The 13,834-nt window shown below is 64.8% G+C and carries 15 protein-coding genes; 8 read left to right on the plus strand and 7 right to left on the minus strand.

The window, feature by feature from the left end:
- Positions 1-48: 48 nt before the first annotated feature.
- The 5 genes from E7V67_001390 to hda are packed head-to-tail and all read right to left on the minus strand — an operon-like array spanning position 49 to position 3,735.
- Complete coding sequence (locus E7V67_001390; GenBank protein ID WUR13786.1) at positions 49-396, minus strand: DMT family protein; 348 nt, start codon at positions 394-396, stop codon at positions 49-51.
- Positions 397-891, minus strand: coding sequence for a 2-amino-4-hydroxy-6-hydroxymethyldihydropteridine diphosphokinase (folK, locus tag E7V67_001395; protein ID WUR13787.1), 495 nt, complete (start codon positions 889-891; stop codon positions 397-399).
- Positions 891-2,393 carry a polynucleotide adenylyltransferase PcnB gene (gene pcnB / locus E7V67_001400; GenBank protein ID WUR13788.1) on the minus strand — a complete coding sequence of 501 codons (1,503 nt, stop codon included), beginning with the start codon at positions 2,391-2,393 and terminating at the stop codon, positions 891-893. Before pcnB ends, folK begins: the two co-directional genes overlap by 1 nt.
- A complete protein-coding gene (locus E7V67_001405) occupies positions 2,386-3,054 on the minus strand; it encodes an HAD family hydrolase (GenBank protein ID WUR13789.1) in 669 nt (222 codons plus the stop codon). The genes pcnB and E7V67_001405 overlap by 8 nt, the downstream gene beginning before the upstream one ends.
- Positions 3,055-3,066: 12 nt before the next feature.
- Positions 3,067-3,735: a DnaA regulatory inactivator Hda gene (gene hda / locus E7V67_001410; protein ID WUR13790.1), complete on the minus strand. Its 669-nt coding sequence runs from the start codon at positions 3,733-3,735 to the stop codon at positions 3,067-3,069.
- A 285-nt stretch (positions 3,736-4,020) separates the two neighbouring features.
- Here hda and purM point away from each other — a divergent pair, with 285 nt between their 5' ends.
- Together purM and E7V67_001420 are read left to right on the plus strand one after the other, a co-directional pair.
- Positions 4,021-5,064 (plus strand): phosphoribosylformylglycinamidine cyclo-ligase, encoded by a 1,044-nt coding sequence (gene purM / locus E7V67_001415; GenBank protein ID WUR13791.1) that lies wholly within the window; start codon positions 4,021-4,023, stop codon positions 5,062-5,064.
- 468 nt (positions 5,065-5,532) lie between these two features.
- The gene (locus E7V67_001420) at positions 5,533-6,297 is read left to right on the plus strand and encodes a PEP-CTERM sorting domain-containing protein (GenBank protein WUR13792.1); all 765 of its coding nucleotides are present in this window, start codon (positions 5,533-5,535) and stop codon (positions 6,295-6,297) included.
- 166 nt (positions 6,298-6,463) lie between these two features.
- Here the strand turns inward: E7V67_001420 and E7V67_001425 are convergent, their stop codons facing one another.
- Together E7V67_001425 and E7V67_001430 are read right to left on the minus strand one after the other, a co-directional pair.
- On the minus strand, positions 6,464-7,678 hold the full coding sequence (locus E7V67_001425; protein ID WUR13793.1) for a 6-phosphofructokinase: 1,215 nt from the start codon (positions 7,676-7,678) through the stop codon (positions 6,464-6,466).
- A gap of 49 nt (positions 7,679-7,727) precedes the next feature.
- The gene (locus tag E7V67_001430; GenBank protein ID WUR13794.1) at positions 7,728-8,057 is read right to left on the minus strand and encodes a hypothetical protein; all 330 of its coding nucleotides are present in this window, start codon (positions 8,055-8,057) and stop codon (positions 7,728-7,730) included.
- A 940-nt stretch (positions 8,058-8,997) separates the two neighbouring features.
- On the opposite strand from E7V67_001430, the gene E7V67_001435 reads away from it, so the two are divergent.
- Genes E7V67_001435 through E7V67_001460 form a run of 6 tightly spaced genes read left to right on the plus strand, consistent with a single transcriptional unit; the run spans position 8,998 to position 13,791 of the window.
- On the plus strand, positions 8,998-9,564 hold the full coding sequence (locus tag E7V67_001435; protein WUR13795.1) for a hypothetical protein: 567 nt from the start codon (positions 8,998-9,000) through the stop codon (positions 9,562-9,564).
- A 9-nt stretch (positions 9,565-9,573) separates the two neighbouring features.
- Positions 9,574-10,233 carry a lytic transglycosylase domain-containing protein gene (locus tag E7V67_001440; GenBank protein WUR13796.1) on the plus strand — a complete coding sequence of 220 codons (660 nt, stop codon included), beginning with the start codon at positions 9,574-9,576 and terminating at the stop codon, positions 10,231-10,233.
- Positions 10,234-10,290: 57 nt separating this feature from the next.
- The gene (locus E7V67_001445) at positions 10,291-10,602 is read left to right on the plus strand and encodes a hypothetical protein (GenBank protein WUR13797.1); all 312 of its coding nucleotides are present in this window, start codon (positions 10,291-10,293) and stop codon (positions 10,600-10,602) included.
- A gap of 2 nt (positions 10,603-10,604) precedes the next feature.
- Complete coding sequence (locus E7V67_001450; GenBank protein WUR13798.1) at positions 10,605-10,979, plus strand: TrbC/VirB2 family protein; 375 nt, start codon at positions 10,605-10,607, stop codon at positions 10,977-10,979.
- Positions 10,980-10,982: 3 nt separating this feature from the next.
- Complete coding sequence (locus tag E7V67_001455) at positions 10,983-11,306, plus strand: type IV secretion system protein VirB3 (GenBank protein WUR13799.1); 324 nt, start codon at positions 10,983-10,985, stop codon at positions 11,304-11,306.
- 31 nt (positions 11,307-11,337) lie between these two features.
- Positions 11,338-13,791 carry a VirB4 family type IV secretion/conjugal transfer ATPase gene (locus E7V67_001460; protein ID WUR13800.1) on the plus strand — a complete coding sequence of 818 codons (2,454 nt, stop codon included), beginning with the start codon at positions 11,338-11,340 and terminating at the stop codon, positions 13,789-13,791.
- The last annotated feature ends 43 nt before the right edge of the window (positions 13,792-13,834 follow it).

Here is a 13,834-nt window from a genome sequence, read left to right on the forward strand (position 1 = left end):
ACGGCGGCTATTGTAAACCCCGCCGCACGACCGTGCTTAAATCGGCTGTCAGCTGCGGAAGATGAAGTAGACCGCGCCCACCAGGCACAGCGCGGCCCAGATGTAGTCGGTCTTGAACGGCTGGTTCATGTACAGCATCGCGAACGGCACGAACACGGTCAGCGTGATCGCTTCCTGCATGATCTTCAGTTGCGCCAGGCTGTACTGGGTGTGGCCGATGCGGTTGGCCGGCACCTGCAGCAGGTATTCGAACAGGGCGATGCCCCAGCTGATCAGCGCGGCGATCCACCACGGCTTGCTCGACAGGTTTTTCAGGTGGCCATACCAGGCGACCGTCATGAAGACGTTCGACAGGGTCAGCAGGCCAGCGGTTTGAACGATGACAGGGATTTGCATTCAGGAGTCCACCCGGGTGATGGCCTGGTCCGCCACGCCGTGCAGGAAGGCGGTGGCGGGACCGAGGCCGGGCATGACGAGCGCAGGCGCCAGCGCCAGCAGGGGCACCAGCACGAAGGCGCGCTGCGTCAGGAGCGGATGCGGCACCGTCAGCGTGGGCGTGGCGATGCGCTCGTCGCCATACAGCAGCACGTCGAGGTCGAGCGTGCGCGGGGCGTTGCGGTAGGGCCGTTCGCGGCCGTGCTGCTGTTCGATGTCCAGCAGCGCCTGCAGCAGCGCCTCGGCCGGCAGCGCGGTGTCGAGGCGGGCGACCGCGTTGATGTAATCGTCGCCGGAGGAGTCGATGGGCGCCGTGCGGTACAGCGGCGAAACGCCGGTGACGGCGGTATGGGGCAAGCGGCGCAGGCGGGCGACGGCATCGAGCACGTTGGCCCGGGCGTCGCCCAGGTTGGCGCCGATGCCGACGTAGGCCGTGACGCTGCCGGGCTGCGCCATCACTCGCCGGAGCCGTGCGGCACGTCGCCGGCCGGGGCGCCTTCGCCTTGCGGCTTGCGGCGGCGCGGGCCACGGCGGCGCTTGCGCGGCGCCGGTGCCGTTTCGGCGCCGAAGTTGTCGTCGGCTTCGTCGTCATGCGCCTCGGCCTGGACTTCCGCCTCGTCGTTGACGCCTTCTTCGCCGTCCTTATGACGCTGGCCGCGGCGCGGCGGGCGCTTGCGTTTCGAGGCGGTGCCGGAGGCGCTGGAGACCAGCTCGGCGCGCGTGACCTCGTCCGCCTCGTAGAACGCGGTCCACCAGTCGCCCAGTTCCTGCTCGATCTCGCCGGAAGCGCAGCGCAGCAGCAGGAAGTCGTAGCCGGCGCGGAAGCGCGGGTGTTCCAGCAGCTTGTAGGGGTTCTTGCCGTTGCGGCGCTCGAAGCGCGGCTGCATCGACCAGATGTCGCGCATGTCCGAGCCGATCTTGCGTTGCAGGGCCAGCTTTTCCGTCTGCGATTCCAGCACCTCGTCGGCCGCCAGGTGCAGCGCCGGGATCGGGAATTCGCCGGCGGCCTGGTAGGCGTTCCACTTTTCCAGCACCTGGTGCCACAACAGCGACGCGAACAGGAAGCCCGGCGACACGGTCTTGCCGGCCGCGATGCGGCGGTCGGTCGAGTCCAGCGCCAGGGTGACGAACTTGAAGCCCAGCGGCTGCTCCAGCACCACGTCCAGCAGCGGCAGCAGGCCGTGGTGCAGGCCTTCCTTGCGCAGCTGCTGCAGGCAGGCCAGCGCGTGACCGCTCATCAGCAGTTTCAGCATCTCGTCGAACACGCGCGCGGCCGGCACGTTGTTGATCAGCGGGGCCATGACGGCGATCGGCGCGGCCGTCGTCGGCTCGATGTCGAACTTCAGCTTGGCGGCGAAGCGCACCACGCGCAGCATGCGCACCGGGTCTTCGCGGTAGCGCGCTTCCGGCTGGCCGATGATGCGCAGGGTGCGCGCGCGGATGTCCTTCATGCCGCCGTGGTAGTCCAGCACCTGCTGGTTGGCGGGGTTGTAGTACATCGCGTTGATGGTGAAGTCGCGCCGTTCGGCGTCCTCGGCCTGGGTGCCGAAGGTGTTATCGCGCAGCACGCGGCCATGCTCGTCCTTCGGCGCGTTGGCCGTGGCGGTGCCGCGGAAGGTGGTCACTTCCAGCAGGTCCTGGCCGAACATCACGTGCACGATCTGGAAGCGCCGGCCGATGATGAAGGCGCGGCGGAACAGGCGCTTGACCTGCTCGGGCGTGGCGTTGGTGGCCACGTCGAAGTCCTTCGGCTTCACGCCCAGCAGCAGGTCGCGCACGGCGCCACCCACCACGAAGGCCTCGAAGCCGGCTTCCTGCAAGGTGGAGGTGACGCGGACGGCGTTGGCCGACACCATTTTGGGGTCGATGCCGTGCTGCTCCGGTCCCAGTACTTCGGGTACGTCGGTGTTGCGGGCTTCCTTGACGCCCAGGATCTTGCGGATGAATTTCTTAATCATTGAATAGATGGAGTAAAGGCCAGCCTTGCGCGGTAGCGTGGGTGGTGAGCGCGGCGTTCGGGTTGGTCGCTACGGGATGCGTGACGATCGACAGCAGCGGCAGGTCGTTGTGCGAATCGCTGTAGAAGTACACGGCGTCGAAGTGCTCGAGCGTCTTGCCCATCCCTTCCAGCCAGGCCTTGGTGTGGGCGATCTTGCCCTGGCCTTGCGTGGGCGTGCCGTGCAGGCGGCCGGTGATGCGGCCGTCGACGATTTCCGGCATCGCCGCGATCAGGTGCTCGATGCCGAACGCCTTGGCAATGGGTGCCGTGACGAAGTGATTGGTGGCCGTGACGATCGCGACCAGGTCGCCCGCGTCCAGGTGCTTTTGCAGCAGGGCGCGCGCGGCCGGGCGGATGGCCGGCTCGATCACCTCGGTCATGAACTGCTGCTGCAGCGCGGCCAGGCGCTCGGGTTCGAACGCGGCCAGCGTACCCAGGGCGAACTCCAGGTACTCGACGGGGTCCAGCGTGGCGGCCTGGTACTGGGCAAAAAAGGCATCGTTGCGGCGCGCGAACTCGGCGGCATCGACGGCGCCTACCCGGCACAGGAACTGGCCCCACTCGTAATCGGAGTCGATGGGCAGCAGCGTGTGGTCGAGGTCGAACAAGGCCAGGTTCATGCAGTCTCTCAGTCAGTCTTTCGCCTCGGCCTGCAGCCACTCGCGCAGCAGCGGCAGGGTAATCGGGCGTTGGGTTTCAAGGGAATATTGGTCCAGCGAGTCCAGCATCGAGGACAGCGAGCGCATGTCGCGCTGGAAGTGCGACAGCAAATAGGGTAACACGCCGGGCGACAGCGTCAGTCCACGGCTGGCCGCGGCCTGCGACAGCGCGGCCACCTTTTCGTCGTCCGTCAGCCCGTGCAGCTGGTAGATCAGGCCCCAGCCCATCCGGGTGCGCAGATCCTCGCGCACCGGCAGCACGGCCGGCGGCACGGCGCCGCTGCACACCATGAAGGCGCCGTTGGCGCGGATTTCGTTGAACAGCGCGAACGCGTCGATCTGGGCGACCGGCGACAGCTTCTCGCAGTCGTCCAGCAGGTACAGGTCGACCTCGGGCGAATAGACGAATTCCGACTCGATCGAGAATGGCGAGATGTAGCGGGCGCCCTCGGTGGCGGCCAGGGCCTTGAGCAGGTGCGACTTGCCGGCGCCGATCTCGCCCCACAGGTAGGCGAAATGCTCGCGCGACGTGCGCGCGGCGAACTGGCGCATCAGGGCCGCCACTTCGGCATTGCGGCCCACCTCGAACGATTCGAGGGTATGCACCGGCTCGGCGCCCAGGTCCAGCACCAGCTGTTTCATGGCTGGTGCCCCGTGGTCCTGGTCATTGGCATCGTCTTTTCGCTCATCACGGCATGCATTATAGAAGCTGCCGGCAGGCGGGGGCGCTGCGGGGCAGTGAGCGGAGGGCGGGCGGGAAGCGCATGGACAGGCGGCCAGTGGATTTTTTTTAGCGGATGGGACGGGCCATTTTGATAAAATAGCGGACTTGCCGGAATTTGCCTCCAAAACAGCCCAAAAACTGCCTGGAACCAGCGAATTGCGGCCTCCGCCTTCTATTTTACCGCCTCCGCTGCGAAATACACCATGAGCCAACCTTCGAATGTATCCCTGTCCTACCGTGACGCCGGCGTCGATATCGACGCGGGCGATGCCTTAGTTGAAGCGATCAAGCCGTTTGCCAAGCGTACCCTGCGCGAAGGCGTGATGGGCGGCATCGGCGGCTTCGGCGCACTGTTCGAGATCAGCAAGAAGTACAAGGAGCCGGTGCTGGTGTCGGGCACGGACGGCGTGGGCACGAAGCTCAAGCTGGCCTTCGAACTGAACCGCCACGACACCGTCGGCATCGACCTGGTGGCGATGAGCGTCAACGACATCCTGGTGCAGGGCGCCGAGCCGCTGTTCTTCCTCGACTATTTCGCCTGCGGCAAGCTGGACGTGCCGACCGCCACCAGCGTCATCAAGGGGATCGCGCAAGGCTGCGAACAGGCCGGCTGCGCATTGATCGGTGGTGAGACGGCCGAGATGCCGAGCATGTACCCGGCCGGCGAATACGACCTGGCCGGCTTCGCCGTCGGCGCCGTGGAGAAGTCGAAGCTGATCGACGGCACCAAGATCGCCGCGGGCGACGTGGTGCTGGGCCTGGCCTCGTCGGGTGCGCACTCGAACGGTTATTCGCTGGTGCGCAAGATCATCGAAGTGGCCAAGCCGGACCTGGAAGCGGACTTCCACGGCCGCAAGCTGGCGGACGTGCTGATGGCACCGACCCGCATCTACGTCAAGCCGCTGCTGGCGCTGATGGAGTCGATGGAAGTGAAGGGCCTGGTGCACATCACGGGCGGCGGCCTGGTGGAAAACATCCCGCGCGTGCTGCAGGAGCACCTGACGGCGGAACTGGACGGCAAGTCCTGGACGATGCCGCCGCTGTTCCAGTGGCTGCAGCAGCACGGCGGCGTGGCCGATGCCGAGATGCACCGCGTGTTCAACTGCGGCATCGGCATGACGGTGATCGTCTCGGCCGAGAACGCGGATGCGGCCATCGCCCAGCTGACGGCGGCCGGCGAGACCGTCTCGCGCATCGGCACGATCCGTGCGCGCAAGGAAGGCGAGCACCAGACCATCGTCGTGTAAGCGACCCTGAGGCATGCAAAACCCGGCCGTGGCCGGGTTTTTCGTTTTCCGGCCCGTAGCGCTGAGACGACAACCGGCCTTCTTGCACCCGCAAGCAAGGGCTGGGGGCGGACCGCCGGGTCCGACCTCCGGTCTTCGGAACGGTCGGCAGCGACGCTTGCGCGTTGCCCGGAACCGTCGAGGCCCATGGTGCCGCCGCCGAACTCGTTGCAATGCTCACGCTCGCGCAGCACAATGGCAAATCAGAACAACTACGCCGCGCCTCGATTTCCGCGCGCGCTTCCGGGTTCTTGACAGTCGCCTCCCAGGCTTACGTGCCGGAGCCGCCCCTCCCGGGTGGACGAATTTCCATGCTGTTTTCGGATACGTCAACACCCAGACCCGTCAAGACGAGATTGTCGAAACCTGCGCGATTCATCGTCTAAATTGAAGGGATGGTCACCCGGACCATCGACCTTCGAAAGGAATATGATGCCGATCCCAAGCCAGCTCCGCAACGTCGCCTTCGTCGCTGCCCTCGTCATGCCTGCGCTCCCTGCCATGGCACAGAGCGGTGGCCTGACGACCCGCCTGTCACAGTTCAGTTATGAACTGGTCGATCTCAACCCTAGCGATGGCATCAGCCCGGCCGTCGAGTTTGTTTTGAACCGGCATGAGCAGCGCAGCGCCTATGCCTCCGACTACGTGCTGGTCGCCGAGGACGTCCGGAACGATATCGGCGCTACCGAAGTTGTCGGTCCGAGCGGTAACGCAAGAAGCAGCCTCAGCGCCGGCACCTGGTTCGCCGAAGCGAATACGCAATTCGGACCGAGCGACCACGAGTTCTACAGCGCGTTCAGCGTTACGTACTGGACAATTTCGCTCACGCCCTGGACGGCGCTTAATCTCGAAGTCCTCGCGGAAAACACCGCCACCTTCGCACCGGAATTATTCTTGTTGGCAAAGGCATCCATACAGGGCAACTTGTATGACAGCGTTGGCTTATGGCTGGGTTCCATCGACCAGTACCACGTCGGCGTGGGGAGTGCCTGGTTGCGCGGCACGGTTGCCTCTGGATCGACGAACGCAACCGGCAATCTTTACCTGGCAGCGGAAAGCTACGCCTACACATCGCCGGCGGTACCGGAGCCGGCCACATGCCTCATGCTGCTGGCCGGGCTGGGCATGATCGGCCCGGTCGTTGCGCGCGGCGCCAAGTCAGCGGATCGCATGGTAGCGCGGCAGCGGGAGTGATCGTCAGGCTTGAATCGGGAGCGCAAGCGCCCTTTATGGTCCTGCCTGCCGTAAGGCGCCGTTTCAAAATCCGGGACTGTACCGGTTTTTTCCTTGCTTGCGCTGCTGTGCTCGGCGTTTCCCGAATGCCCCAGCATAGAGCAGCTCCTTCAGGGACTGCCCCTGTTCAGCGCTTGAGGATCTTCGCCACCGGCGCCGGCCGCAGCCGGAACGCATCCGGCATGCCCGAGCCCAGCAGCGGGCGCAGGTAGAGGCGGAACGCGTCCGTCACGTCCGTGCCGCTGGCGGCGATGAATTCGTCTTCCATCGTGCGCGTCTTGCCGGCTACGTCCGCCAGCGGCAGCAGGGCGTAATCGGCCGAATAGAAGCCCGTGCGGCGGATCGCCACGGAGCCGTCGGCCTGGCCCCACAGCGCGAACTGCACCGCCTTTTCGCCCACCTCGCGCGCCTCGCGCTGGTCCACGTCGGAGACGCAGCCGATGAAGGAGCGCTGCAGGTAGCCGAACGTGTCGCCACGCACCCGCTTGATGCCCAGGCGCGCCTTGATCGCGTCGCACAGCAGGTCGGCCAGCGCGCCCGTGCCGGACAGCTGCACGTTGCCGTGCGCATCCTGTTCCACCTCCTTGGCCAGCAAGGTCGCGATCGGCGCGCCGCTGGCATCATGAATGCCTTCCGAGACGGCGATGACGCAGCGGCCGAAGCGCTCATACGTGGCTTTCACATCGGCCAGGAAGCGTTCCAGTTCGAACACGCGCTCCGGCAGATAAATCAGATGCGGGCCATCGTCGGGGAACTTCTTGCCCAGCGCGGAAGCGGCCGTCAGGAAGCCTGCGTGCCGGCCCATCACGACGCCGACATACACGCCGGGCAGCGCCGCGTTGTCCAGGTTCGCGCCGGCAAAGGCCTGCGCGACGAAGCGCGCGGCCGACGGGAAGCCGGGTGTGTGGTCGTTGCCCACCAGGTCGTTGTCGATGGTTTTCGGAATGTGGATCGCCCGCAGCGGGTATCCGGCCGCGCGGGCCTGCTCGCTGACGATGCGCACGGTGTCGGAGGAGTCGTTGCCGCCGATGTAGAAGAAATGCTCGATCTCGTGCGCGCGCAGCACATTGAAGATCTCGGCGCAGTATTGTTGGTCCGGCTTGTCGCGCGTGGAGCCCAGCGCCGACGATGGGGTGGACGCCACCAGTTCCAGGTTATGGCTGGTTTCCTGGGTCAGGTCGACGAATTCTTCGTCGACGATGCCGCGCACCCCGTGCAGCGCGCCGTAGACGCGCGTGACGTCGCGAAAGCGCCGCGCCTCCAGCGTGACGCCGACCAGCGACTGGTTGATGACGGCGGTCGGCCCGCCTCCCTGTGCCACCAGAATCCTGCCAGAGCCCATGCGCGTCTCCTCGAAAAGGTAAGCCGGACTGCGTGCGTGCCGTTGCCTTTCAGCGCGACGCGCCCCAGCGGGCCTTCGCCGCCAGCAACAGGCGTTCTTCATGCAGGTTGGCGGCACGTGCGTCGATAATAAACGCCTGCCCGTCCCGTGCCAACTGCCGTTCCAGTCCCTGCAGTTCCCAGCGGTTGATCGTGCCGCCCGCCATGGCCGTGGCCACCGCGGCCCGGTAATCCGCGCTGCCGGTAGGGAAGGCGGCGCGCACGGCACGATAGCTGTTGCCGTCGATTTCGCGCAATTCATAGCCGGCCACGGCGGCCAACAGCATCGCCAGCACCGCCAGCAGGCCATTCTTCTTCAGCCGTTGACTGATTTCATTCATGAGTCCTCTCTGGTGATTATCTGGCGCGGAAAATCATCGCTCCCCCAGGGCATCGCCCTGCGTCGCATGATAATCGGCCTCGGCGTTATCTGGCACCCGCGTGCATTCGATCACCTGCATGATGTGGCCATCGCACAGGCGTTGTCGCATTCCGATCTACGCGCTTTGCGAATACGAAGCGATAATGCAGCGGCCCCTGGTCGCTGCCCGAGTGCACGGGAAGCGACGCAGAAACATCGGTGCAGCGAACCTTATCGAACAAGGTCACATAATCGCCAGTCATCTTATGAATTTTCTGGGCGAAACAATTCACTCAGGAAATCACATAATCTTCCTGTTGCAAAGCGACCCGCGCCAGATCCCAAATCACAACGATAGTATGTTGTCACTTGTATGTTGTTTGCAACACTCCAAATGGAGGGTTGTCGCGTCAAGGCGCCCGGCCCCTTCCTCGGAAGATGAGTAGTGGTGCGGGTTTGCGGCCCAGCCGGCAAATACCGCACTGCCGTGTGCTCTCTACTATGGAACCCCCGCTCTGCAGTCGCGCCGAGAACATTTCATCGGGAAAGATAACTTTCCTTTCAAAAATGAACCAACTATTACGAGTCGTCGCCGATCGCGCCCGTTAGGGGGGATACTCACCTGACTTTTCTATTTGATGTGACATTTCGATAGAAATGATCCGTCGCGGCGATGTTATCTTACGGCCTTTCGAAAATTCTGCGCCTATGATTGAGCAGGCCGGATGATCGCAATACCGCGACGATCGTATTCACAGCGACGGCATTACCGGACCGCCGCTGCAGATTAGCGTGATACAGCGTACATAATGTGCGGCATATGTATTGCAAAACGCATCAAGGCGCATTGCAAAATATATGATTTTGCTTTGGCTGGTTAATCTGAACGCTTCTGGTAAATGTCCGAGAAAAGGGAAATAATGAAAATTCGTTCTCTTCTGGCCGCGCTGGCACTGGCCGGCGCTGGCGGCCTGGCCCAGGCCAGCGAGCATGGCTGCAAAGTGCTGTTGTGCCTGGCCAACCCGAGGGGCCCGATGGACGCGGCCGCGTGCGTCGAGCCGATCCGCAAGCTGTACCGCGACCTTGCGCGCGGGCGCGCCTTTCCGTCCTGCGACATGGCCAGTGCGCCCCAGGGCACTGCGCCGAGCCGCTCCTGGGCCCAGTACGGCGTGTCGTTTTACGACCCGTGCCCGCCCGGCACCTCGACCCTGGCGCAAGGCGCGCTGGCGGCAGATGGCGCCACCAACGTTTACACGGGAACCGGTGACGGTGGCGACGGTTATGGCTACGACCACAGCTCGCTGCCGGCGAAGGTCTGCGTCGGCCGGCCGACCGGCGAGACCTGGGTCAACCTGGGGCAGGGCGATGGCATGTCGACAGTGGCCGTGACGACGTACGACAACATCGTCGTGATGCAGCCCGTCGCGCAGCCCTACCACGCCGACATCTACATCGACTCGAACTTCTCGCACCGCGTGCGCTGGTAAGGACGGGCGATGGTGGAATTCCTGGCACTGGCGCAGCAGTGCGCGCCGGCGGTGCATCCGCATACGCTGGCCGCGCTGGCGCGGGTCGAATCCGGCTTCAACCCGTACGCGATCGGCGTTGTCGGCGGGCGCCTGGAGCGGCAACCGCGCAACAGTGCGGAGGCCGTCCTGACGGCGCAGGCGCTGGAGCGGGCAGGCTACAACTTTTCGCTGGGCGTGGGCCAGGTCAACCGCCACAACCTGGCCCGCTACGGACTGACCTACGCGACGGCGTTCGAGGCGTGCGGCAACCTGCGCGTGGCATCGCTGATCCTGAAGGATTGCTTCGACCGCGCCCGGCAACGCGGCATGGCCGAACAGGCAGCCCTGCACGCGGCGTTCAGCTGCTACTACAGCGGCAACTTCGTGACGGGCTTCCGCCAGGACCTGAAAGGACAACCCAGCTATGTCCAGCGGGTACTGAACAGTGCGGCCAATGGCGCGGCGGTCGCGGCCACGCCGATCCGCGTGCTGCCGGCGGGCGGCGCGGCGCGGCCTGCGCGAGCCAGTGCCAGCGGTCCGCGCGACGCGACGATGGTGTACGGCGGCGGCCCGCGTGACGACGCCCCGGTACGCCTGACTGCCGCCGTGCAGGAAGCGCCCGCGGCAACCGAACTGGTGTACCGCTAGGCAGCGGCTAACGAGGGATGCGTCCCGCAGGACAGCACATTGCATACAGAACAGAACATGGCAACAGCGCCGCAAACGACAACAACAAGAACGATGCAGGAACGCTTGAACGGCATCAGCGAGTCCGAACTCATCCTGGTGATCCGCAGCAGGGCTCTCAGGCGAATGCACATCGTTCAAAACGGGGAAGGGAAGTTTCGCATCATGGTCAACCTCAACAATCAGGAAGGAGAGTTAGCACTTGTAACTTTTCGCAAGACCCCCCGCGAATGGGCAAGCCTGGACCGGTTGGCCCGACACATACAGGAAAAGTACGGGGTTATCCCGACCATCACTCTGACTCTATCTTTAGGAGAAACAAGCAAATGAGCATGACCAAGAAAATTTCCGGCCTGATTGGCAAAGGCCGCGCCGCACTGGCCGGCAACAAGGCCGCGATGCGCGAAGCGGACCAGCGTGCCACCCGTTCGATGGTGCTGATGGCCGTCTGCGCCGCCGCCATCCTGCCGGGCGTGGCGATGGCGGCCGCGGCCGCGACGCCATGGGACAGCATGGGCACGCAGGTGCTGGCGATCTTCCAGAGCGGCCTGACCCGCACGATCGCCATTGTCAGCGTGATCGCTTGCGGTATCGCCGCGCTGGCGGGCAAGCTGTCGTGGGACTGGGCCATCAAGATCATCGTCGGCATCGTGCTGATCTTCGGCGGCACTGCCCTGGTTGACTTCCTGATCGACGCAACGAGCTAAGCGATGCAGGACGGCGCGCAAGAGGACGTTTATACCGACGAGCTGTTCGTCGGCCTGACGCGCCCCACCACCATGTGGGGCATCCCGTACACGGCATTCGTCATCGAGTTCATGGTGACCACGCTGGTGTTCCTCGCAGTCGGCAACCCGTTGTACCTGTTGCTGGCCGCGCCGATCCACGCGGTGCTGTACGCCATCACCGCGAGCAATCCCAAGGCGTTCGACGGCATGATGATGTGGCTGAAAACCGTCGGACGCTGCCGCAACAATCGCTTCTGGGGCGCGGCGAGCTTCTCGCCGCTGGCCCGCAAGAAGTGGGAACAGTAAGTGAAACCGCGTGCGCGGAAAGAGGACTAGCATGGGTGTTGGATTCAAATACGCCGACGCGTTGAAACAGGAAGAGTCGGTCGGTAAGCTCTTCATTCCCTACGCGGGGCACGTCACGCGCCAGGTCGTCAAGCTCAAGACCGGCGACTACATCACGACGTTCCGCATGCAGGGCGCCGCGCACGAGAGCGCGGACGTACGCGACATCAACATCTGGCACGATCAACTGAACAACCTGGCACGCAATATTGCCTCGCCCAACGTCGCGCTGTGGACCCACGTGGTGCGGCGCGAGTACGGCGAATTCCCGGGCGGCGAGTTCGCGCCCGGCTTCGCGCACGACCTGAACGAGAAGTACCGCGCCCACCTGGCGTCGCAGCGCAGCCTGATCAACGAGCTGTACGTCACCATCGTTTACCGGCCGCAGCCGGTCAAGGCGCTCAAGCTGTTCGACCTGCTGGGCAAGCGCGCCGCCGCCGAACTGGCCGAGCAGCAGCAGGGCGAGCTGGAGGCATTGCAGGAAATCGTCGACACGGCATTGGCCGGGCTCGACCGTTACGAACCCGAAGTGCTGGGCTGCTACGAGCACAACGGCATCATGTTTTCCGAGGTGCGCGAGTTCCTCGCGTTTCTCATCGACGGCGAATGGCGCCGCCAGCCGCTGACGTGGGCCGAGATGGCCGACAACCTGGCCACCGCGCGCCCCATGTTCGGCAAGGGTGGCCTGCTGGCACTGAAGGGGCCCACGCGCACCCAGTACGGCGCGATCCTGACGATCCAGGACTACGCGCCGATCACCTGCCCGGGCCTGATGAACGAACTGTTGCGCATGCCGTTCGAGTTCGTCCTGTCGCAGTCGTTCACGTTCCTGAGCCGGCCCGTGGCGCTGGCGCGGATGAAGCGCCAGCACGCGCGCATGACCAATGCGGGCGACGTGGCGACGTCGCAGGTCGATGCCATCGAGGATGCGATGGACGACCTGATGTCCGGCCGCATCGTGATGGGCGTGCACAACTTCGTGCTGCTGATCCGGGCCGACGAGCAGAAGGCGCTGGCCGACCACATCGGCGATGCCGGCAAGGCGATCTCGGACGCCGGCATCAAGTGGGCACGCGAGGACATCGGCATCGTCGGCGCGTTCTACGCCCAGTTGCCGGGCAACTTCGAGTTCCGCGTCAGCGTGGGCGACATCAGCAGCCGCAACTTCGCCGGCTTCAGCTCGTTCCACAATTTCCCGATCGGGCACATCCGCCACAACCAGTGGGGCCATGCGGTGACGGCGTTCCGCACCACGTCCGGCGCACCGTATTACTTCAACTGGCACAAGGGCGAGGACGGTTCGGAGGCGAAGCGCGCGGCATCGCTCGACCCGAACCACAAGGACCTGGCCAACACGATCATCATCGGCAAGTCCGGCACCGGCAAGACGGCGCTGCAGATCTTCCTGCTGGCGCAGTCGCTGAAGTTCAATAACCCGGGGCAGCCTGGCGGAAACCGGCTGTCCGCCGTCTTCTTCGACAAGGACCTGGGCGCCTCGGTCGGCATCCGCGCCATGGGCGGGCGCTACTTCCCGCTGAAGAACGGCGTGCCGTCCGGCTGGAACCCGTTCCAGCTGGAGCCTACGGAGCGCAACCTGAACTTCCTGGAGCGGCTGGTGCGCCGGCTCGTCTACCGTGCCGACCGCCCGCTGACGGCCGCCGAAGAGAAGGACATCTACCACGCGATCCAGGGCGTCATGAGCGTGGACAAGCCGCTGCGCCGCCTCAGTGCCGTGCTGCAGTTCCTGCCGCGCGTCGACGACGACGGCATCCATGCGCGGCTGTCGCGCTGGGCCGGGCGCGGCGCGGCATTGGGGTGGCTGTTCGACAACGCCGAGGACACGCTGACGATCGACGACGTGCCGCTGGTCGGCTTCGACGTCACCGAGTTCCTGCCGAACGACGAGACGCGCGAACCGACGATCATGTACCTGCTGCACCGAATCGAGAGCCTGCTGGATGGCCGTCGCGTGCCGATCTTCTTCGACGAATTCGGCCAGCTGAGCAAGGACAAGACGCTGCAGGAACTGGTCGAGAACAAGCTGGTCACGATCCGGAAGCAGGACGGTTTCCTGATCCTGGGCACGCAGATGCCGGGCCAGGTCATCAGGAGCCCGATCGCCGACGCGATCATCCAGCAGACGGCCACCAAGATCTTCCTGCCCAATCCGGAAGCGGATCGGGACGAATACGTCAACGGCTTCAAGCTGACGGAGCGCGAGTTCGAGATCATCCGCAGCTTCGGCGAGAAATCGCGCCTGTTCCTCGTCAAGCAGGGCGGCAATTCGGTGGTGGCCGAATTCAAGCTGCGCGGGTTCGACGACGAACTGGCGGTCCTGTCCGGCAACACGGCCACGTCCAACCTGGTCGAGAAACTGGTGGCCGAGCTGGGCAGCGACCCGGCCCGCTGGCTGCCCGAGTTCCATCGCATCCGCAAGGGTGGCTGACGGGACGGCCACCGTACGCGCGGAGCGGTGGCGGTCTGGCGAC

Source organism: [Empedobacter] haloabium, from assembly GCA_008011715.2.
GTDB lineage: Bacteria > Pseudomonadota > Gammaproteobacteria > Burkholderiales > Burkholderiaceae_D > Rugamonas > Rugamonas haloabia.